Annotated in this window: 17 protein-coding genes; 13 read left to right on the forward strand and 4 right to left on the reverse strand. The window is 35.7% G+C overall.

Features of this window, described 5'->3' with window-relative positions:
- Positions 1-58: 58 nt before the first annotated feature.
- The 10 genes from AWV75_RS05380 (at position 59) to nagB (ending at position 15,702) form a co-directional block, all read left to right on the forward strand.
- On the forward strand, positions 59-622 hold the full coding sequence (locus tag AWV75_RS05380; protein WP_060873402.1) for a Crp/Fnr family transcriptional regulator: 564 nt from the start codon (positions 59-61) through the stop codon (positions 620-622).
- Between the two features lie 58 nt (positions 623-680).
- Complete coding sequence (locus AWV75_RS05385) at positions 681-1,076, forward strand: DUF3995 domain-containing protein (protein WP_060873403.1); 396 nt, start codon at positions 681-683, stop codon at positions 1,074-1,076.
- Between the two features lie 114 nt (positions 1,077-1,190).
- Positions 1,191-2,459, forward strand: a complete 1,269-nt coding sequence (locus tag AWV75_RS05390) for an acetyl-CoA hydrolase/transferase family protein (RefSeq protein ID WP_060873404.1) — start codon at positions 1,191-1,193, stop codon at positions 2,457-2,459.
- Between the two features lie 323 nt (positions 2,460-2,782).
- Positions 2,783-5,806 carry a tetratricopeptide repeat protein gene (locus tag AWV75_RS05395; protein WP_060873405.1) on the forward strand — a complete coding sequence of 1,008 codons (3,024 nt, stop codon included), beginning with the start codon at positions 2,783-2,785 and terminating at the stop codon, positions 5,804-5,806.
- Positions 5,807-5,831: 25 nt separating this feature from the next.
- On the forward strand, positions 5,832-7,628 hold the full coding sequence (locus AWV75_RS05400) for a TonB-dependent receptor (protein WP_060873406.1): 1,797 nt from the start codon (positions 5,832-5,834) through the stop codon (positions 7,626-7,628).
- A gap of 152 nt (positions 7,629-7,780) precedes the next feature.
- Positions 7,781-8,230, forward strand: coding sequence for a hypothetical protein (locus AWV75_RS05405; RefSeq protein WP_060873492.1), 450 nt, complete (start codon positions 7,781-7,783; stop codon positions 8,228-8,230).
- Between the two features lie 253 nt (positions 8,231-8,483).
- Positions 8,484-10,424, forward strand: a complete 1,941-nt coding sequence (gene gyrB, locus AWV75_RS05410; protein WP_060873407.1) for a DNA topoisomerase (ATP-hydrolyzing) subunit B — start codon at positions 8,484-8,486, stop codon at positions 10,422-10,424.
- 82 nt (positions 10,425-10,506) lie between these two features.
- Entirely contained in the window at positions 10,507-11,442 is a 936-nt protein-coding gene (locus tag AWV75_RS05415; RefSeq protein WP_060873408.1) for a malate dehydrogenase, read from the forward strand.
- 140 nt (positions 11,443-11,582) lie between these two features.
- Positions 11,583-14,579, forward strand: coding sequence for a protein translocase subunit SecDF (gene secDF / locus AWV75_RS05420; protein WP_060873409.1), 2,997 nt, complete (start codon positions 11,583-11,585; stop codon positions 14,577-14,579).
- Positions 14,580-14,937: 358 nt separating this feature from the next.
- Positions 14,938-15,702 carry a glucosamine-6-phosphate deaminase gene (gene nagB, locus AWV75_RS05425; protein ID WP_060873410.1) on the forward strand — a complete coding sequence of 255 codons (765 nt, stop codon included), beginning with the start codon at positions 14,938-14,940 and terminating at the stop codon, positions 15,700-15,702.
- Between the two features lie 95 nt (positions 15,703-15,797).
- Here the strand turns inward: nagB and AWV75_RS05430 are convergent, their stop codons facing one another.
- The 3 genes from AWV75_RS05430 to AWV75_RS05440 all read right to left on the reverse strand — a co-directional run bounded on the left by AWV75_RS05430 (position 15,798) and on the right by AWV75_RS05440 (position 19,253).
- Positions 15,798-16,523 (reverse strand): hypothetical protein, encoded by a 726-nt coding sequence (locus AWV75_RS05430; RefSeq protein ID WP_060873411.1) that lies wholly within the window; start codon positions 16,521-16,523, stop codon positions 15,798-15,800.
- 140 nt (positions 16,524-16,663) lie between these two features.
- Positions 16,664-17,293 carry a response regulator gene (locus AWV75_RS05435; protein WP_060873412.1) on the reverse strand — a complete coding sequence of 210 codons (630 nt, stop codon included), beginning with the start codon at positions 17,291-17,293 and terminating at the stop codon, positions 16,664-16,666.
- Positions 17,286-19,253: a tetratricopeptide repeat-containing sensor histidine kinase gene (locus tag AWV75_RS05440; protein WP_060873413.1), complete on the reverse strand. Its 1,968-nt coding sequence runs from the start codon at positions 19,251-19,253 to the stop codon at positions 17,286-17,288. The genes AWV75_RS05435 and AWV75_RS05440 overlap by 8 nt, the downstream gene beginning before the upstream one ends.
- A 161-nt stretch (positions 19,254-19,414) precedes the next feature.
- Here AWV75_RS05440 and AWV75_RS05445 point away from each other — a divergent pair, with 161 nt between their 5' ends.
- Entirely contained in the window at positions 19,415-19,882 is a 468-nt protein-coding gene (locus tag AWV75_RS05445) for a hypothetical protein (protein WP_060873414.1), read from the forward strand.
- 86 nt (positions 19,883-19,968) lie between these two features.
- Here AWV75_RS05445 and AWV75_RS05450 read toward each other — a convergent pair whose 3' ends face one another.
- The gene (locus AWV75_RS05450; protein ID WP_060873415.1) at positions 19,969-20,778 is read right to left on the reverse strand and encodes a tetratricopeptide repeat protein; all 810 of its coding nucleotides are present in this window, start codon (positions 20,776-20,778) and stop codon (positions 19,969-19,971) included.
- Positions 20,779-21,017: 239 nt separating this feature from the next.
- Here AWV75_RS05450 and AWV75_RS05455 point away from each other — a divergent pair, with 239 nt between their 5' ends.
- Positions 21,018-21,479: a hypothetical protein gene (locus tag AWV75_RS05455; protein WP_060873416.1), complete on the forward strand. Its 462-nt coding sequence runs from the start codon at positions 21,018-21,020 to the stop codon at positions 21,477-21,479.
- A gap of 61 nt (positions 21,480-21,540) precedes the next feature.
- Positions 21,541-22,116 (forward strand): hypothetical protein, encoded by a 576-nt coding sequence (locus tag AWV75_RS05460; RefSeq protein WP_060873417.1) that lies wholly within the window; start codon positions 21,541-21,543, stop codon positions 22,114-22,116.
- Positions 22,117-22,260 lie beyond the last annotated feature (144 nt).

Below are 22,260 nucleotides of genomic sequence, written 5' to 3' on the forward strand. Positions count from 1 at the left end.
ATAGTTTTTATCTTTGATAGGTAAGAAATAAAGCAGAGCTAACAGGAATAGAAAACAGATGAAAAATACGGTTTGGGTAGATGAAATTTTAGAAGCGTTGAAAGATGTTGTGTTGGAAAGGACTTTCAAAAAAGGAGAGTCTCTCTTGCGTATTGGAGAGGTATGTGAATATGTAGGTCGAGTGGAGGAAGGGGCTTTGCGCATGTTTTATCTCGATGCAGAAGGAAAAGATATCTCGTTTTCCTTCTCTTTAGCGCAAGATATTTTTACGCACTATGAAGGGTTGTTGTCTGGTCAAGCTTCTACAATGGAAATCGAAGCTCTTGTGGATACAAGGGTTTTGCTTATTCGAAAAAGAGAGCTGTTTGCGTTGTATGAATCTTCGTTTTATTGGCAAAAAATCGGGAGATTGATGTCAGATGCTATTTTCTTATCTGCGAAAGAGCGCATTGATTTTTTACTTTTTTATACTATTGAACAGCGCTACAATTACTTGCAAATGAAGCAGCCTGAAATTTTGAATGTAGTAGCACAGAAGCATATTGCGAGCTATATTGGAATTCAACCGCAATCACTCTCTCGATTAAAAAAACGCATCAATAAAAATGAAGAGTTAACTTAAGTGAATGTGACACTTTTGCCAATGTATTAGTTTTGTCGTTCACAATAAACTAAACGTGATGATAGAAGGTATTCAATGGATGAATGCAGTAGTCTTTCTTGTATTGGGAGGAATACATGTATTTTGGGTAGTTGGCGGTACTTGGGGAACTCAATTTGCAATTCCTGTTACGTCAACGGGAAACCCCGTTTTTCAACCTAGAAAAGCAGGAACTCTACTCGTGGCTTGTTGCTTGTTTGCTGGTGCAATGCTGAATTTGGGCTTTTTAGCGCTTGGACAATGGGCGTATTTCTTAATCGGTCTCTTGTTCGGATTGCGTATTATTGGGGATTTTAGGTATATAGGGCTTGGTAAAAAAGTAAAAAACACTTCTTTTGCTCAGAAAGATGCAACTGTTTTTATTCCAATTTGTATATATTTGAGTTTAAGTCATTTTTTCTTGTTTTTTTGGTAATAGTTTGATTTTTTTGGTAGATATGATGAATATCAGTTCTTTTCTTTGTTAAAAATCAGTAATTTGTATTCGGAATTAAAAAGCTAAAAATTAACCTGATAAGAAAAAGAATCTATGAAATATGTATCTGCTCAAGAAGCTGCTAAAGTTGTTCAATCTGGAGATAGAATTTATGTACATGCAGCTGCTGCAACCCCAAATGTTTTAACCAAGGCTATTAGTGATCGTGCTAGTGAATTGCGCAATGTTGAATTTTGTCATATTCACACAGAAGGAGAAGCGCCTTATGCAGATCCAGCGTTAGCAGAAAGCTTTCATGTTAATTCTTTCTTTATTGGCAAAAATGTACGCCATACCTTAGCGGCGGGTAATGGGTCTTATACACCCGTTTTTTTAAGTGAAGTTCCCTTGTTGTTTCGAAAAGGTGTACTCAAAGTAGACGTTGTTTTAATTCAAGTTTCCCCTCCAGATGAGCATGGGTTTTGTTCTCTTGGGGTATCTGTCGAAGCTTGTGTAGCAGCTATGGAAAGAGCAAGAGTGGTTATTGCACAAATTAACCCGCAAATGCCACGTACATTTGGAGATAGTGTTTTACATAGTTCAAAAATTGATTTGGCAGTAGATTGTGATTGTCCAATTTATGCGGCTAAAGAAGTTGTGATTACGGAAAAAGAAGCGACAATTGGAAAATTTGTTGCTAATTTAATAGAAGATGAAAGTACGCTTCAAATGGGGATTGGTTCTATTCCTAATGCTGTTTTGGCACAATTGAATAGCCATAAAAACTTAGGGCTGCATACGGAGATGTTTTCGGATGGTGTAATTGATCTAATCCAAAATGGGGTGATTGATTGTTCGAAAAAGAAAATTGCCAAAGGAAGAGCGTTGGCTACTTTTTTAATTGGATCTAAGAAACTGTATGATTTTGTGGATAATAACCCCTTTATTGTGCTGAAAGAATCGAGCTATGTAAATGATACTGCAATTATTCGCAAGAACCCAAAAGTAGTGGCGATTAACTCTGCCATTGAGGTGGATTTAACGGGGCAGATTTGCGCGGATTCTATTGGACATAGAATGTATTCTGGTGTTGGAGGACAAATGGATTTTGTTCGCGGTGCTTCTTTGAGTGAGGGTGGAAAAGCAATTATCGCGTTAGCTTCTACGAGTAATCAAGGACATAATCGCATTGTTCCGTTCTTGCGTCAAGGAGCAGGTGTTGTTACAACACGTGCACACGCCCAATATATTGTTACAGAATATGGAGTGGCTGATTTGTACGGGAAAACACTCAAACAAAGGGTAGCAGCAATGGCTGAAATTGCTCATCCTGATTTTAGAGAAGAGATTCTAAAAGCGTATTTCGATAATTTGAAATCGTAAGGACAACTAGCATTGAACTAGTGTGAAAAAAAGAAAATTATCCTTTTAAGGAACGAATTGTTATTTGTTCATACAGGGAGAAAAAAATAGAGATAAAGTAGGAGGAGCGAATATATATTCGCTCCTTTTTTTATGATTGTATAGGGGGTGTGTTGGTTTTGAGGTGTTTGAAAAAGAGGATGTTGAAAGTGAAAACTATTTTTTTTAGATTTTGACTACTAATTTTAAGATTTAGTTGATGTTTTGTACAATAAAATATAGAGTTATACTGTTTAAAAAAGGTATAAATCGTTATATTTGACACTAAAATAAATAGAAAATCAATGCGTAGAATTAATAGGTTGGCTTGTATAGCTGCACTAGTGGGGAGTATGAGCCTTTATGCACAGCAAACAGCTGTATATACAGGTCCTTATGCAACGTTTAATCATGCAGTAGCGCTGTATAATGAACAAGAGTATTTAGCAGCCCAACTATTGTTTGATAAAATAAAGAAAGAAAATAGTTCAGAGAATAAAGAAATCGAAGCTGATTGTGCGTATTATATCGCCAATTGTGCCATTCGATTGGATCAGAGTGGTGCGGAAAACAAAATTGATGATTTTGTGGCCAATTATCCAACGAGTTCGAAACAGAATATTGCTTATATCGAAGCAACAGACTACTATTTTACTAGAGGTCAGTTTGCAAAGGCGGCTCATTATGCAGCTAAAGTAAAGGATAATGTAATTGAAACAGAAAAAGTAGCGGATCGATTCTTCTTTGAAAAAGGATATAGTTCTTTTTACATGAAGAATAGAAAAGAGGCAAAGAAATACTTAGAAAAAGTAAGTCAAAAAGGAGAGTGGGGAGAGCAGGCAACCTACTATTTAGGGTATATTGCTTATGATACGGATAATTTTGATGATGCGAAAAAGCTGTTTGAAAAAGTAGAAAGCAAGGAAAAGTACAAAGAGAAAATGGGGTACTTCCAAGCAGATATGAATTTCAAAACAGGAAATTTTGAACAAGCTATTACGGATGGTCTATCGCAGATTGATAAATCCAATCCACAAGAAAAATCAGAGCTTGCAAAGATTATTGGAGAGAGTTACTTTAACCTCAAACAATATGATAAAGCCCTTCCTTACTTATTAGAGTACAAAGGGAAAAACGGCAAGTGGAATAATACGGATTATTATCAATTGGGATATGCGTATTACAAGTCGAAAGACTATGAAAAAGCAATTGAACAATTCAATAAAATTATCGATGGAGATAATGCGATTGCTCAAAATGCATACTACCATTTAGGAGAAAGTTATTTGCATACCCATAAAAAAACACAGGCTTTGAATGCATTTAAAAATGCATCAGAGATGCGTTTTGATGCCAGTATTCAAGAAGATGCGTATCTGAATTATGGTAAGCTGAGCTATGATATTGGAAATGCTTACCAAAGTGCACCAAAGGTAATCAGCGGATTCATGGAGAAATATCCAAGTTCCCCTTATAAAGAGGAAATGGAAGGATTGTTAATTGATTCGTATATTTCAGCTAAAAACTTTTCAGAAGCTTTAACGCTTTTAGAGAAAAACAAAACAACGGCAAATAAAGAAGCCTATCAAAAGGTAACGTTTTATCGCGGATTAGAATTATTTGCTGAAGGCAAGTACGACGATGCATTAGCTATGTTTACTAAATCTTTAGTAGAGCGTCAAGATGGTGTATTTACAGCACGTGCTTATTATTGGCAAGCAGAATCTAATTATGCCTTGAATAAATTTTCAGAAGCCATTTCTTCTTATGTGAGCTTCTTGGGTAGTCCGCAAGCTAAAAATACCAATGAATATAAAAATGTAAACTACGGTTTAGGATATACCTACTTCAAACAAAAAGATTACAGCAATGCAGCGAAGCAATTTCAAAGTTTTATAGCCACTGCGCCAAAAGATGAAGCAAGACGCGTTGATGCTTACCTTCGCTTGGGAGATAGTCAGTTTGTAGAAGGAAGTTATTGGGCTGCTATGGAATCTTATAATAAAGTAATTGAAGCTAATAAGGTAGATGTTGAGTATGCGCGTTTTCAAAAAGCAATAGCTTATGGATTTGTGGATCGTTTACAGAAAAAAGCAGACGATTTAATTGCTTTTACTAAAGATTATCCAAAATCAAGCTTAGCGGATAATGCGTTGTATGAATTAGGAATGACGTATGTTGTGATGCAACAACCACAAAAAGCAACCCCTATCTTTGATCAATTGTTGAAAAACTTTCCAAAGAGTTCTTATGCTTCTAAAGCCTTATTGCGTCAAGGTTTAATTCACTATAATGCGAATAGACCAGATGAGGCATTGGTTAAATTTAAGGAAGTGGTAGCAAAATATCCAACTAGTGCTGAAGCGATTGAGGCGGTACAAAATGCTCGATTGGTTTATGTGGATCAAGGAAAGGTAGATGAATATGGTGCTTGGGCTAAAGGCTTGTCATTTGTAAGTGTAAGTGACTTGGAATTGGATAAGGACACGTATGAGTCTGCGGAGAAACAGTATATGCAGAATAATACGCAAGCTGCAATTGCTGGTTTTGAGAAATATTTAGCGACTTATCCAAAAGGGTTAAAAGCATTACAAGCTCATTTTTATTTAGGACAAATGTATTTTGCAGCAAATAATTCGAAAAAAGCACAAACCCATTATTTAGCAGTTGTTGAGGGCAATAAAAATGAATATGTGGAAGTGAGTTTATCGCGTTTGGCTGAACTATACTTGAAAGATAAGGATACCGATCAGGCTTTATTGATGTTGAGTCGATTGGAAAACGAGGCGGCTCAAGAACAAAATAAAGTTTTTGCGAAGTCGAATTTGATGAAGTTGTATTATCAGGAAGAAGATTATACCAACGCGTTGGATTATGCTGAGCAGGTATTGAAAATGGCTAAAATAGACGATAAGGTTAAGAGTGATGCGCAAATTATTATTGCGAGAACAGCTTTTGCAAATAAACAATATGACAAGGCGAAAAAAGGATATGCAGATGTAGCTAAAATTGCCAAAGGTGAATTAGCTGCTGAGGCCTTGTATTATGATGCTTTCTTTAAGCGCATGGACAACAAGTTCGATGCTTCTAATGAGAGTGTTCAAAAATTAGCAAAAGACTATTCAACCTATAAGTATTACGGGGCAAAAGGATTAGTATTGATGGCGAAAAATTTCTATAGCTTAAAAGATGCGTATCAAGCGACGTATATCTTGGATAGTGTAATTAAGAATTTTGGAGAGTTTTCGGATGTTGTTGCAGAGGCACAACAAGAATTGAACACCATTAAGAGCCAAGAAGCGAAACGCAATTCATCTGTAGTACAGTAAGGTTTAATCGAATTAGAAAGTAATTATGAAGCAGATAAAAATATTAACCTTTGTATCAAGTGTATTGTTTGTTGGTACAGCGGTTGCTCAAGATAAAAATAAAAGTGATTTAGGAACAGAAGTTGTTGATGTAGTAAGACGTTATGATGCGACTGTTTCAGAGGCATTCAAAGTAAGAGAAATGCCTAATTTAGACGAAGACGTTAAAGGTAAAAAGAAAGAGGTAGTTTATACGATTACTTCTTTTCCAGTAGCGTCTACCTTTGTGCCTACAAAAGGAGAGGCGGCAAAAGTAGAGGCAAAGCGCAACTTAGAGCGTTTTGATAATTATGCATTATTTGCTATTGGTAATTATACTAATATCAATGGGGAGTTGTTTTTGAGTGGTCAAATTGATCCGGATAGTTATATTGCTGGATTTGTGAACCATTTTTCCTCTCAAGGAGGCATTAAGAACTTATTGTTGGATGATGATTTCTCTAAAACAAAGGCTGGAATTAATTTTTCTGGACAGAAAAAGAAAATAGGATGGAATACTGAGGTAGGGGGTTCTTATCAAACGTTGAATTGGTATGGTTTACCTCAAGAGGAAATGGGGGATATGATTCCTCAAAATACAGTAGTGAGCATTAATCCAAAACAGAAGTATAAATCGTTCTATTTTGATGGGTCAGTGTCTTTTGAAGATTTGCCAATCAAAGGGGTGGATGTGTATTACAACAACTTTAGTGATGATTTTGATCGTGCTGAAAATCGCTTTGTCTTTAAGCCTAGCATTGAAACGGCTTTTGATGAAGGTTTTTTAGGTAAATTAAACTTAGTGGTTGATTATGTAAGTTCAGACTATAAGCGAAGAAAAATTACCAATGATGAAGGTTTGCTTGAGTATACGAGAGAGACCATGGATACGTATAAAGGACGTGATCAACATTTTATTTTTGGTGCTGAACCAAGTATTGTATTTAAAGGAGATGATTACTTTGTACAATTAGGAGTAGGTTTGTACTACAACAATGGAAAAGTAGGAGGGAACTCAGATAATACTTTTAAATTTTATCCCCAAGTAAAGGCGTCTTATAACTTAGTGCCAAATATTGTAATTGCATATGCTGGAATTGATGGACGTTTAACGCAAAATACATTTAAAGATTTCGTGGATCAAAATCCATTTGTATCACCAGAAGCAATGCTTTTACCTACAGATAAAACCTATGATTTTCACGTGGGGATGAAAGGAAAGTTAGATCACACCATTTCGTATAATATCAAAGCATCTTATAAGAAAGAAAATGACAAAGCGTTGTTTGTATCTACGCCTTATGCCTCTAATGCTAATCGATTCAATTATTTGTATGGAAATGCGTTTGACGTGTGGTATAATGAAGTAGAAACATTGAATCTATTTGGGGAATTGCGCTTTGATATCGACAATACCTTGTTGATGGGAATTCGTGGAGAGTATAACAACTACCAAGTAGACAAAGGAGAAGCTTGGGGCTTACCTAAGTTTACTGTAGGGGCAGATGCGTTGATTAACTTTACAGAGCAGTGGTTTGCTGGAATGGATGTACAGTATGTTGGCGAGCGAAAAGATTTGTTTATCAACGAAGATACGATGACGTTTTATGCACCTGAACAAAATATTCGAAATGTGGATGGGTATGTTGATATGAATGTAAAGGTAGGATATCGACCAACAAAAAATTGGACTGTTTTCCTTAAGGGGAATAATCTCTTGAATGAAAAGTACAACCAGTGGGGAAGCTTTAAGTCGCAAGGGATACAGGTAATGGGTGGAGCTATCTATAAATTCGACTTTTGAGAATAATTGCAGCTTAAATATTGTTAAAAATCATATTTTTTTAGTTTAAAGCCGTTTTATTCTCAATTTTTAATTTTTTTTCATAGTTTATTGGACTACTTTTGTTGCTCAAACAGCAAAACAGAACCTATAAGGTATTTAAGAAATTAGAAATGACACTAAAACAAGAATTAAAGGCTACATTTTTACAGCGATTAGATGATAAGATTGATGCCCTCCGAGGTATTGTCGAAGATTTAGCCGTGGATGCTCAGACTGATGCAAAAAGCTCAGCAGGGGATAAACACGAAACAGCTTTGTCTATGATGCATTTAGAGCAAGAAAATATTGCCAAAAAAATTAAAGAGAGCCTTGATCTAAGAGAGGTTGTCAAGCGAGTAGATGAGAATAAAAACTCAGATATCGTAGAGTTTGGAAGCATTGTAAAAGTCAATACAGTTTATTTATTTTTGGCTGCTGCCTTGCCGAAAGTATCCGTAGACGATGTGTCGGTTTTAGGTGTTTCTATGGATGCACCCATTGCGAAAGCATTGTTGGGACGTAAATTACACGATTCATTTTCTTTTAATAATTGTGATTTTACGGTTAACTTTTTAGAGTAAAAAAAGAATTAGATTGATAAATAAAAACAGGTGTAAGCGAACGTTTATACCTGTTTTTTTTTGAATCCAGGCCATTGAAAATAAAGTAGAACTTTTTTGTGAAAAGATAGAATATTATTGTAATTTGAGACCTTCCGCTTTTTGTTAGAAATGTTTAAATTAAATACGAAAAACGTTGAGATAAGAAGAGGAGAAGTTGATAAATTGTTTTAAAAAAGCTATATTTGTACGTTACTTATTTTAGAAAATTATTATGAGCCAAGAAGTAAATAAGGGAAATTATTCAGCCGATAGTATTCAGGCACTAGAAGGAATGGAGCACGTAAGAATGCGTCCTTCCATGTATATTGGAGATGTAGGAGTGCGCGGATTACACCACCTTGTATATGAGGTAGTAGATAACTCTATTGATGAGGCATTAGCGGGACATTGTGATACCATTAATGTAATTATTAACGAGGACAACTCTGTTTCTGTTGAAGATAATGGTCGTGGTATTCCCGTTGATATTCACAAAAAAGAAGGGGTATCTGCGTTAGAGGTAGTAATGACCAAAATTGGTGCAGGAGGAAAGTTCGATAAAGATTCGTACAAGGTATCAGGAGGTTTACACGGGGTAGGAGTATCGTGTGTGAATGCGTTATCTGATTTGTTGAGAGCGACTGTTTACCGCGATGGAAAAATCTATGAACAAGAATATTCAAAAGGAAAAGCTTTATTTCCAGTAAAAGTTATTGGTGAAACGGATAAGAGAGGGACAACCGTAATGTTTAAGCCCGATCCAACCATTTTTACACAAACATTAGAATACTCCTATGATACTTTAGCGTCTCGTTTACGTGAGTTGGCTTTCTTGAACAAAGGATTGACCATCACTTTAACGGATGCACGTGAGGTAAATGAAAAAGGAGAGATGAAAAGCGAAGTTTTCTTTTCTAAAGAAGGATTGAAAGAATTTATCAAGTTTTTAGATGGAAACCGTACGCCAATTATCAATGAAGTAATCTGGATGGAATCAGATAAAGGTGATGTTCCAGTTGAGGTTGCTTTAGTATATAATGATACATATTCGGAGAATATATATTCTTACGTGAATAATATTAATACACACGAAGGAGGTACGCATTTACAAGGTTTCCGTATGGGATTAACTCGTACGTTGAAAAAGTATGCGGATGCTTCTGGTTTGTTGGATAAGTTGAAGTTTGAAATTAGTGGAGACGATTTCCGTGAGGGATTGACAGCTATTATCTCTGTGAAGGTAATGGAACCACAATTTGAAGGTCAAACAAAAACAAAATTGGGGAATAGAGAGGTTGTTTCTCCTGTGAGCCAGGCTGTTGCTGAAATGTTGGAGAATTACCTAGAGGAAAATCCAAATGACGCAAAAATCATCGTGCAAAAAGTAATCTTAGCTGCTCAAGCTAGACATGCTGCGAAAAAAGCACGTGAAATGGTTCAGCGTAAAACGGTAATGACTGGAGGAGGTCTTCCAGGGAAATTATCAGATTGTTCTGAGCAAGATCCAACGAAATGTGAGGTATTCCTTGTCGAGGGAGACTCGGCGGGTGGAACTGCCAAACAAGGACGTGATCGTAATTTCCAAGCGATTTTACCTTTGCGTGGAAAAATTTTGAACGTTGAAAAAGCAATGGGACACAAAGTGTTCGAAAGTGAGGAGATTAAAAATATCTTTACTGCTTTAGGGGTTACTATTGGAACAGAAGAAGATAGTAAAGCCTTAAATCTCGAAAAATTGCGTTACCATAAAGTAGTAATCATGTGTGATGCCGACGTGGACGGTAGCCACATTGCAACGCTTATTTTGACTTTCTTCTTCCGTTATATGAGAGGATTGATTGAAAATGGACACGTTTTTATCGCAACACCACCGTTATATATGGTGAAAAAAGGGCAGCGTAAAGTTTATGCTTGGAGCGATGAGGAGCGTATTGATTTAATGGAAGAGATGGGGAATGGATCGAGTGTACAACGATACAAAGGTCTTGGAGAGATGAACGCAGAACAATTGTGGGAAACTACAATGAATCCGGAACACCGTATCTTAAGACAAGTTAGAATTGACGATTTGAAAGAAGCCGATTTGGTTTTCTCAATGTTGATGGGGGATGAAGTTCCACCACGTAGAGATTTTATTGAGAAAAATGCAACGTACGCGAAAATCGATGCTTAATTAAAAATATCTAAAATAAAAGGTCAAGCATATTTGCATTGACCTTTTTTTGTTTAACGAAAACTTTAAAAGCCATTTAATTATGAAAGTATCTGTAATTGGAGCAGGTAACGTTGGTGCAACATGTGCTGAGGTTATCGCATTTAGGCAAATAGCAAGCGAGGTAGTACTCGTAGATGTTGCTGAAGGATTAGCTGAAGGTAAAGCGATGGATATCATGCAATGCGCTGTTAACTCAGGATTTGACACCGTAGTCAAAGGGGTAACAAAACAGTATGCCCGTACTGTAAACAGTGATGTTGTTGTGATTACTTCCGGAATTCCAAGAAAACCGGGGATGACACGTGAAGAATTAATTGGAACAAACACCGCTATTGTGAAAAGTGTGATGGAAAACGCATTGACTGTTTCACCTAATGCGATTTTTGTTATTGTAACCAATCCAATGGATACTATGGCTTTGGCTGCCTTGAAAATATCAGGTTTGGCTAAGAATAGAATTATTGGAATGGGAGGTGCTTTAGACTCTGCTCGTTTCAAGTATTTCTTAAGTCAGAAATTAGATAAACCTGTAGCGGATATCGAAGGAATGGTTATTGGAGGTCATGGTGATACTACTATGATTCCTCTTATTCGTTTAGCGACGTATAAAGGAATTCCTGTTACGCAATTGCTTTCAGAAGCGGATCAACAAGAAGTTGTAAAACAAACGATGGTTGGTGGAGCAACGTTGACGAAGCTTTTAGGTACATCCGCTTGGTATGCACCAGGAGCAGCAGTCGCACATTTAGTCGATAGTATCTTGCACGATAGAAAAAAATTAATACCTTGTTCAACTTTATTAGAAGGTGAATATGGAGAACAAAATATTTTTATTGGTGTTCCTTGTATTATCGGAAAAAACGGAATTGAAAAAATCGTTGATATTACTTTAAATAAAGAAGAAAAAGACGAATTTCGTAAGAGTGCGGAAGCTATTAAGGAGGTCAATAAAGAACTTCACAATATACTTTCATAAAATAATTATAACATGTCGAGCAAATAGAAATGGAAATCCTTATTTTTTTAGCGATAAACTTGCTAAAAGAATTGGTTAATCTAGCATCATATTTTATATTTGCTCGTTTTAAAAAAATAATTAATTAATTTTTAGTAATAATGCAAAACAAGGGACTTGTTAAATTTTTTGCAATAATTTTTGCTCTGGTAAGTATTTATCAGTTGTCTTTCACCTTTGTTACAGGCCATTATGAGGACAAAGCGAAAGCTTTTGCTAACGGGGATTCTGAGAAAGAATTACACTATTTAGACTCTATTGGTAATCAAACAGTTTTTTTAGGACAGACATTTAATGAAGTAAGAGCTAAACAAATCAACAAAGGATTAGATTTAGAGGGAGGTATTAACGTAACGTTACAAATCTCAATCAAAGATATCCTTAAAGGATTAGCGAATAATTCGAAAAATGCTGTTTTTAATAAAGCATTGGCAGAGGCTGAGGCAATGAGACAAGGTAATCAAAGTTACCTTGATGCGTTTTATGCTGCTTTTGAAAAAGAATCAAAAGGTAGCGTGAAATTAGCTTCTGGAGATATTTTTGCAAACAGAAATTTAAGTGAGATTACAGTAGGTATGTCAGATAACCAAGTAAAGGCTATCTTAGACAAAAAAGTAAAAGAATCTATTGAGAGTGCGTACCGCGTATTCAGAGAGCGTATTGACAAATTTGGTGTTTCACAACCCAATATTCAAATGCTTGGTGATACAGGACGTATTTTAGTTGAATTGCCAGGTGCAAAAGATGTAGATCGTATCAAGAATCTTTTACAAAGTACTGCTCAATTAGAGTTTTGGGAAACGTATAAAGTTGAAGAAATCGGGAATTACTTAGCTTCTGCTAATGAGTACTTAAAATCAACGGAAAAAGCGGCTAAACCTGAAACAAAAGAAACTGAACAAGTTCAAGATTCAACAAAAACAGATGTTGATGCATTATTAGGTGGAATCAAAGCTGATTCTACTGAGACTGATCAATTGCAAGAATTAGGTCCTTTATTCAGCTTATTCGTTGGAGGTGGACAGCAAGGAAGTCCTATTTTAGGATATGTTCAAACGAAAGATACAGTGAAGGTAAATGGTTTATTAAAACGTCAAGACGTTAGAAACTTATTACCAGCTGATCAAAAATACGCTCGTTTTGTTTGGGGTAAACCAAGTAAAAAGGCACCAGATATCGTTGAGTTATACGCGTTGAAAACAAACCGCGAAGGAGTTCCTCCTTTAAGTGGAAGTGTTGTAACAGGTGCACAAGACGAATACGATAACTTCGGTCGTCCAGTTGTAGGTATGACGATGAGCCCAAAAGGAGCTAAAATCTGGGAAGAATTAACTGGAAAAGCATTCGCGGAGCGTTCGAATATTGCAATCGTTTTAGATAACGTGGTGTATTCTGCTCCAGGTGTTACAAACGGAGCTATCTCTGGTGGTAGATCATCTATTTCTGGTGATTTTTCTGTTGCTGATGCAAAAGATTTAGCGAATATCTTACGTGCTGGTAAATTACCTGCAGGTGCTGATATCGTTCAATCTGAAATTGTAGGACCATCATTAGGACAACAAGCTATTGATGCAGGTATGTTATCTGCAATCGCTGGTTTAATCGTTGTTTGGTTATGGATGGCCTTCTACTATGGTAGAGCAGGTTGGTACGCAAATATTGCGTTATTAGCTAACTTATTGTTCATGTTTGGTATTTTAGCAAGCTTAGGTGCTGTATTGACATTGCCTGGTATTGCGGGTATCGTATTGACTATGGGTACAGCAGTAGATGCGAATATTATTATTTCCGAACGTGCGAAAGAGTGTTTGCGAAAGGGTATGAGTTTGGCGGATACAATCAAAGAATCATACAGCTGGCATGGTGCTATGCGTCCAATTGTAGATGCTAACGTAACACACATCCTTACAGGGGTTATCTTATTCGCTTTCGGATCAGGACCAATCAAAGGATTCGCAACTACATTATTAATTGGTATTGCTACTTCATTATTTACTTCTATTTTCATCGCTCGTATCTTCATGGATAGAGATGTGAAAGCAGGAAGAACATTAATGTTTGCAACAAATATCACGAAAAACTGGTTTACAAACTTCAACTTCGATTTCTTGAAAATGAAGAAAGCAACTTATGGTCTTTCAGCTGTAATCGTTGTTGTTTCTTTTGCTTCATTCTTTATCAATGGATTTGATGAAGGAACGGATTTCGTTGGAGGTAGAACGTTCCAAGTGAAGTTTGACAAAGCCGTTTCTGCTAATGATGTAAGTGAAAAATTAGGAGAGGTATTCGGAGTAAATGTTGAAGCTAAAGTTTTTGGTAACAAAGAACAGTTGAAAATTACAACGAAATACAAAGTAGAAGAAGAAGGTGCAACGGTTGATCAAGAAGTAAACGAATTGTTATACAAAGGATTGAAACCTTACTATGCAAAAGATATTACATATGAAGAGTTCGTTAATGCTACAGAAGGAAAAGTTTATGGAGTTATTCAAGCTTCTAAAATTGGACCAAGTGTTGCTAAAGACGTAAAACAAAATGCATATTGGGCTGTATTAGGTTCAATGGTAGCAATCTTCATTTACTTGGTAATTTCATTCCGTAAATGGCAATATTCATTAGGTGCTATTGTATCAGTTGCGCACGACGTAATCTTTGTATTGGGAGTTTACTCGTTGACATACAAGTTTATGCCTTGGCACATGGAAATCGATCAACACTTTATTGCAGCTATTTTGACTGTAATTGGTTACTCGATGAACGATACTGTAATTGTATTTGACCGTGTACGTGAATTTATCGCTGGTAAAACAAAAGGAGATTTTAATAAGATTGTAAACGATTCAGTTAATACAACACTATCAAGAACAATTAATACGTCATTGACTTTAATCTTTGTATTATTAATTATGTTCATCTTTGGTGGAGATTCAATCCGCGGATTCATCTTTGCTATGTTGATTGGTATTATTGTAGGTACTTATTCGTCTCTATTCTTAGCTACGCCTGTATTAGTTGATACAATGCCTAGAAAAGATAAAGAGGAAATCGAAAGATTACACCAAGAAGCTCAAGAAGAATTAGTTGCTGAAAAAGCATAATGACGAGCTTTAAGCTATAAAAAAAAACACCCTACTTCAAGTAGGGTGTTTTTTTTTTGTTCGTAAACGGTAAAAAATGGAAAATGAACGGTCATGGATTGATTCGTTAATTCGGTTGAACTAACTATTTATAGGGGTTTGCGCAAAAAAAATGTGTTAATTATTTTTAATTTTTGTATTTTTGATACATGAAAAAGAAAGGCGGTTAAATAAGGATGGAAGATTCTTCTTTACCTGCGAATGGAATTAATAGTAATAGGGTACATCCAATCCATAATAAAAGGGACAATGCAAGTAGAATTCGCATTGTTTTTCTGCTTTTTTTGGGGGATATACAAATAAAAGAATCAGGAAAAAAGTGCTAGAACATTCTTTACAACAAGTGATCAAAGTATATGCGAATGCAGATGAAGCATCTGCATACGTAGCAGATAAAATTGCTCAAATAATTAAAGCAAAGCAAGAGAAAGGGAAGCTTGCTATTTTGGGATTAGCAACGGGATCTACTCCAAAAGGAGTATATAGAGAATTGGTGCGTTTGCATCAAAGTGAAGGGCTAAGTTTTCAAAATGTAGTAACCTTTAACTTAGATGAATATTATCCTATGCATCCGGTAGAGGAACAGAGTTATGTTACCTTTATGAAGCAAAATTTGTTTAATCATATTGATATACCTGCGCATCAGATTCACATTCCTGATGGAACGCTAGAATTGAGTGCTATACAAGCCTTTTGTGATTTATATGAAAAGAAGATTGTTGATTTTGGAGGGTTAGATGTGCAGTTACTGGGTATTGGACGCAGTGGGCATATTGGGTTTAATGAACCAGGATCATTACAGGATTCTTTAACGCGCTTGGTCCAATTAGATGCTATCACACGCGAAGATGCAATAGATGACTTTGGAGGCGCTGATAAGGTACCTACACAAGCGATTACCATGGGTATTCAAACCATTGTTCAAGCTAAACAAATCTTTCTGTTAGCCTTGAGCGAACGAAAAGCAGAAATTATTCAGAAAGCCTTAAAAGGAGAGATTTCAACTGCAGTTCCTGCTACTTTCTTACAGCAATTGGAACATGTTGAATATATTCTAGATCAGAAAGCTGCAGCATTGCTGTAGAAACTAGCTGAAAAGAACATAATAAATTATAGATAAGCCAATCCGGAGGATTGGCTTTTTTTATTGTTAGTAAGTGGTAAATAGTTCCGTATTCATTATTCCAGCCTATAAGTATCCATAATCGAGCGAAAAAGTTCTGCATTAGATGGCGGAGTTAAGATGACTGCATTAATTTTCTTATTTACAATATGGTGTAAGGAATCGACGGTTTTACCTCCTGTTGAAATAATAGGGAAATCGGGGTAGTTGCGTTGTAGATGTTCAACGATTGCCACTGTATTAGGACCTCCCGTAACGTTAAAACAAGATACTCCCGCTTGTATGCGCTGATCAAAATCAAAATTCAACGTGGATACACTCGAAATAATAGGGATCGATACTTGTTGTTTCAATTTGACAATATCTTCATTTTTAAAAGGTTGATTAACGATAACTGCCGCTGCACCATATTTTTGAGCCTGAAGAGCTATTTCAATGGCGTGTTCCCCTTGTGTCATTCCACCACCAATGCCACAAATAACAGGTCGATTCGAAAATTCGATGAGGGTTTTGATAATTTGTATGGAAGGGGGGAAAGGATATACAGCCAATAGCGCATCTGCATCGTTATTTTCAATCAACGCTAAATCAGTAGAATAGAGAATGGTTTTAATTTTATTTTTCTGCAATTCTAATCCTTTACAGTTTTGGGTGATATGTTTAGGGGTCGGTATTTTGGCTTGTTTCTTAGGCAGAGATTTCCAAAATAAAAATAAGTTCCAAAAACGCCTTTGAGGTGTTTTGGAATTCCATATAGAGTTTAGATTGACTGTTGTAGACATGGCTTGCGTGTTTAAAAGATACAACGCAAAGATTTAAAATTTAGATTATTTTAGAGCTTTACTGTAATTAGTTCACGTAAAACTGTAATGAATCTCGAATTTTTTGTAATGTAATTTAGGCGAAAAACGCAAAAATGGGGTTAAATTAAATGATGATCGGTAGCTATTTTAACCAATTCAATCATATTTTTAGCCTTGAATTTCTGCAAAAGATTTCTGCGATGGGTCTCGACGGTTACGAGAGAGATAAATAAATTTTGTGCGATAATAGCGGAAGTATCGCCCTGGGCAATGGCTAAGAGTATTTGATGTTCTCTTTTGGTTAACCGTGGAATCTCAAAGTGGGTATGTGTAGGTCGAACCATAATCTCTTGAACTTCTTTACTCAGTGCTAGTTTGCCTTCGAGTGCTTGCTCAATGCCTTCGAGAATTTCTTCTGAATCCGCATTTTTGAGCAGGTAACCCGCTGCACCATGTTCTAAAAATTTAAAGATAATACTGCGTTCTGTTTGATTGCTTAGCCCTATGACTACAATGTGAGGATACTGTTGTTTGATGCTTTTGCAGAAATCTAAACCATTTCCATCACTTAAAATAATGTCAAGCAGCACAAGGTCAACGGGGTTGGTTTGGATAAAATCCAACAAAGCCGTTCCTTTCGTAAAGGAGAAGATTTGAAAATTGGAATCACTCAATAAGGATTTTATTCCGGCTATTATCATCGGATGATCATCTACAATCGCTAAGGTGAGTTGTTCTTTTTTATGCATGACAAGTAATGTTTAATGTGGTGCCTTCACCAGGTGCTGTGTTGATTTCTAAGTGTCCTTCAATGAGTTCGACGCGATGAGCTATGTTTTTTAAACCTAGGCCATGGGTGATCGTTTCTTGGTTGAACCCCATTCCATTATCTTCAATGGTTAAACTTAGTTCTCCCTCATTTTGACTGATTTGCACAATAATACTAGAAGCATGTGCATATTTGATTACATTGCTAATCGCTTCTTGGGTAATGCGATAGAGGGCTAGTTGTATGGAAAAATCAAGACCATCTTGTATATTATAAGCTTCAAATTGAATAGGAAGATGCGGGTGACTCATGGATTCGCACAATTCTTGAAGTGCTATTTCTAGCCCAAGGTTTTTGAGTGTTTCAGGCATTAAATTACGAGAGATTCGCCTCATTTCTGCAATGGAATAATCCAATTTGCTTAGCAGATCTTGTTTCGATTCTGGCTGTGTTACATCTTTCGAAACCGTCATTCGAATATTCGCCAAGATTCCCCCCATACTATCGTGTAAATCTTGAGCAATACGCTGTCTTTCTTGTTCCTCACCTTGTAAAATGGCTTGCGTTGCTTCATATTTGCGTTCGTTGTCAATATGGAGCAGTTGCTCTTCATGGCGCAGGCGAATTTGTTTGTTGAGTTTCTTCTGATTTTTGAAGTTAATCCACGCCAAAAAGGCAATAATCAAACATAAAATAAAGGCAATAATCAGTAAAGTGAACTTTAAATTTTTGTTTTTATTCAACAATTCACTTTCTTTTTTTTCTTGCTCCAATTGGTCTATTTCCTGCTGCTTTTCAGCTGTTTGAAGCTGAATTTCCAGTTGGTTCATCTTTTCAAAAAGCTTTTGCTGATGCAAACTATCACTTAGGATGCTTGCTTTTTTCTGCCAATCATATGCACTTTTAAAATCTTGAAGAACTTCATTAACCGATGCTAATTGAGTATAGGTTATTTTGCGGTTGACTGGCTCTTTGACGATGATATTTTCCTTGAGAATTTGCTCCAATAGCGCTTTGGCCTGGAGGTAATCCTTTTGCATCAAGTACACATTATACAGACGGAAATACAACATGTTGAGTACCCTCAGCTGTTTTTTACTTTTAGCCGAAGCTATCCCAAGATGCAGTGTTTCTAATGCTTGTTTAAATTCTTGCCTAGTGGTATAGTACATGGCTACTTGATAGTAGTAGTTGGGATAGTGTTGAGAATTAGGGAACTTTCTTACTAGCTTCGTTGCTTGATCCAAGTAGATTTTAGCCGATTCACTATCTGGTTTATAGCAATAATTACTTACTAAATTCAAGTAGGTAATTAAGTGTACTGTGCTTTGGGGTTCAATTTCTTTTAGTACTTCTAAAGCTTTATCATGATATTCTTGAGCGGTATCCAGTTGGGCTACGGACATAAAGACAAGTCCTAATTGCGTATAAAAATAGGCAAGTGCTTCTTTATTTTTCACTTCTTTGGCCCATGGAATACAGGTTTCAGTTAATGTTTTGACCATGATATCATAGCCTTTTTCTTCAATTTGAAGATAGGCGTAACTGTATTGGGCTTTGATGCGGATGTCTGCTAGATAAGCTTTGGATTTAAGTTGCTCTATGGCTTGGAGATAATATTCTTTAGCCTTGTCTTTTTTACCCGTATTAGCATAGTATATCCCTTGATAATAAGCAAGTATACCTGCGTGAAGTTGTTTAGAAGTAGAGGCTTGAAGGACCTTTTGTAGAGCCTTATAACTTTGAATACTATCAGTCGGTGCCCAATATTCCGCTAAGAGGAGGTAATTTTTTAGTGCAATTGTATCTTGTCCATGGGTTTGGATTTGGGAATTAATTTGCGACAAGTATTGTTCCTCATCTAGAGGAATTAAGTACTGAGCAAAGGTTGTATTCCAACCCAAGACTAATAGGACTAGAGATAATAGCGTTTTAGGCATCCGATGGCAATTAGGAAACAAATATCTGAATAAAAAAAAAATATTCGCAATAGGTTATAAAAATCAGGGTAAACCCGTAGAAAAAAATCACGGTATGCGATGATTGTCGAAAAAGTAGAAGATAAAGAAATTTGTCTTTCACAACAAAAACAAAAATTAGTATGAAAAAACTCCAAGGAAAAGTAAGCTTATTAGCAGCAGTAGCTGTTATGGCTACCAGCGCATTTGTTACAAGCTGTAGTTCAAGTGATGACAATGGTGGAATTGATTTACCAGAAAGAGGATCAATTGACGCTGCTGTTGGAACATATAAAGGATCAATGAGAGTCTACGATGATTTCACAGGAACCGGAAAATATGAATTTTTCGATGTAATTATCCATGTGACTAAAGTTGATGCACAACATGTGAAAGTAACAGCAAAATCGGATGAAATCTATTCTCGAGTTACTGAAAAAGTAATGAAAGTAGAAGGAAATTACAACAACGATATCACTACTGTCACAGGGGATCTATCGGGTATATTTTGGTATCATGCTGATACAAAAACGATGGATGTTCACACGACTAAACAGGCAGAAGGAGAAATTATATATGTATTTGAAGGCGCAAAACAAGCTGGAAAATAAGAAATTCGGATGTTCCCATTAACTGATAAAAACTAGAATTAGTAAGAGGAAAAGCTCTTTTCTACACCCTGTAGGAAAGAGTTTTTTTATGGTGTATCCTGAGGAATGGTCCATTGGGCCATATGCCAATTCACTTGATAAGGATAGGATTCGTAATAGGCGTCATCTTCATTAATTGTATATCCTTGTTTGGCATTTTCTTGTGCCTGAAGCAGGATATTTCGAGCTTCCGTTTTGTTGTTTTGAGCGAGAAAACACAAACCTTTATAGTACTGAGCATCGGAGAATTTAGGGTATTCGATCAAGGCTTTATCCAAGTAATACTGGGCTTGAGTATACTCTCGTAGTTCATAGTAAATAATCCCCATATAAAAGAGATCTAAGTGATGCAGCCAAGATTCACCATGCTTTTGAATGGTGCGGTTTATATCTTTTTCTAAGGTGTTTTTAGCCTCTTCAAATGCATTAAGTTGTAAATGGCACAACGCAATATAAAACGCATAAGAATGATCATTTTGATAGTCATAACCAAATTCTTGCTCTGCTTGCTGCATGTCTTGGATAGCTCCTTTATAATCTCGCTGAAAAATACATTTGAGGTATCCTCTTCGTCCTAAATAGTTTTTTCGATCATAACGTACGGCCTGATCATAACAAGCCACAGCTAAGTTGTACTTTTTGGTTTTCCAATACGGAAGTGCTTTATTCTGCCAAAGGATAGCAAGTGTAGAATCTTGCGCAAGGGCTAAGTCAATTTGATCTTGCCATCCTTGTAGGGTATAATGATAACGATAAGCACCCTGGGTAAGGTATTGGTCAATTAATTTCTCTTGTTTGGATTGTCCCCAACTAGCAAAGGATCCCCATAGAAAAAATAGCAGTATAAGTGTTCTCATTCGTAGGTGTTAGTGAATCGTAGGATGTGATGACTAATATAGTAAGAAAGAGATTATAAATATAGGCTGATTGGCAATTCAACTTTATTTATTGAGAGACAACTATTCTAAATCGTTTTTTTAATCCGTTGTATTTTGAGAGGTACCATCCAAAAAGAGCGTCTTGTCTGGTTTCATTTATTCTGTTTTTATATAAGTAACTGATTTTTACTTTATCTTGTTGTGAAATATACACTAGTATGAAAAAGAAAAAGATTGTTATTAGTTTGCTTGTAGTAGGATTTCTTTTCAGTTGTACAACAAATAGAAAGATAGGAGAATATCAGGAAATACCTGATTATATTGAGTATGAATCGTTACAATTAACCTATTTAGATAAGATAAAGCGAAATAAGTATTATTTGATTCAAGCTATAAATAATAAGAATGAGGTTGTTTACATTATTTCTTATACTAGAAATAAAAATAGTTTTACAAACCCGAGTGATAGACAAAAAATAGCACTACGTAAAGGAGAAATTTTTGATTTTGTGACAACATCTGTATTTGAAAATCTAGTTCAAAATTTTAGTTATATGCGACATATTATTATTTTGAAAGATACAATTTGGAGTAATGTAGAAAAGGATAATAGGCTATTTCAATCAAAGCCAAAAATATACCAAGGAATAAATACTGTTGGTTTAACTATTTATCAATAGAGGTTTTGGATTGATTAAAAAATAAGAAAATTGAATAATAAATTAGTTAACGACAAAAGGTATGAGAGTGTTTAAATTTTTAATAATCAGCTGTTTAATTTTGTTTTTTTCTTTCTGTGTGGGGTGTCAACGCAGTGGAAGTTCTTATGATTTACAATTGGATCATATGATGTTGATGTATGGAAAGGATATAGAAAAAGATATAATGTGGTTGAAAGAAAGTCTTGTTCTAAAGAAGGATAGTTTGGAAAAACGAGAAACAGGGTTGAAATACGTCACTATAATTCAAGATATGGAATTCTATTTTATTTATTTAGAACGGCTTGATTCTATTAGTTTGGCTCAAGAAAAGAATCTTTTTTATACAAATACGGATGAAATAACGAGTGAAGGTAAAGTTTTTATCAAAAAGAGTAAGGAATTAATGGAGCAATTAGATCAGTTAGCGCATGAACCATTCCTAAAAAGACGGATAGAGGCATTGTTGGGAGTTTCAGATGTGAAAAATGAAGAGAATATCTATTTTAGATATATGGATTATTATTTTTTAGGACTTCCTCCAAAGACATTCAATTACCTCATTAAAATGCGCAAAAGAGATGTACAATTAATCATGCATGAAATATTAGAATATTGACCAAAATTTAGAGTTTTTGGCCTAGTGTCATTACAACATCATAATCTCACAACTTCAAGACCTCATAAAATTCAAAAACTCCTTCCGCCATTATTTATCCTATGATAAATGTAATGTAGAACACGGACCGTAATTTTGTCTTGT

Source organism: Myroides odoratus (assembly GCF_001549985.1).
In the GTDB taxonomy this organism is placed as follows: Bacteria; Bacteroidota; Bacteroidia; order Flavobacteriales; family Flavobacteriaceae; genus Flavobacterium; species Flavobacterium odoratum_A.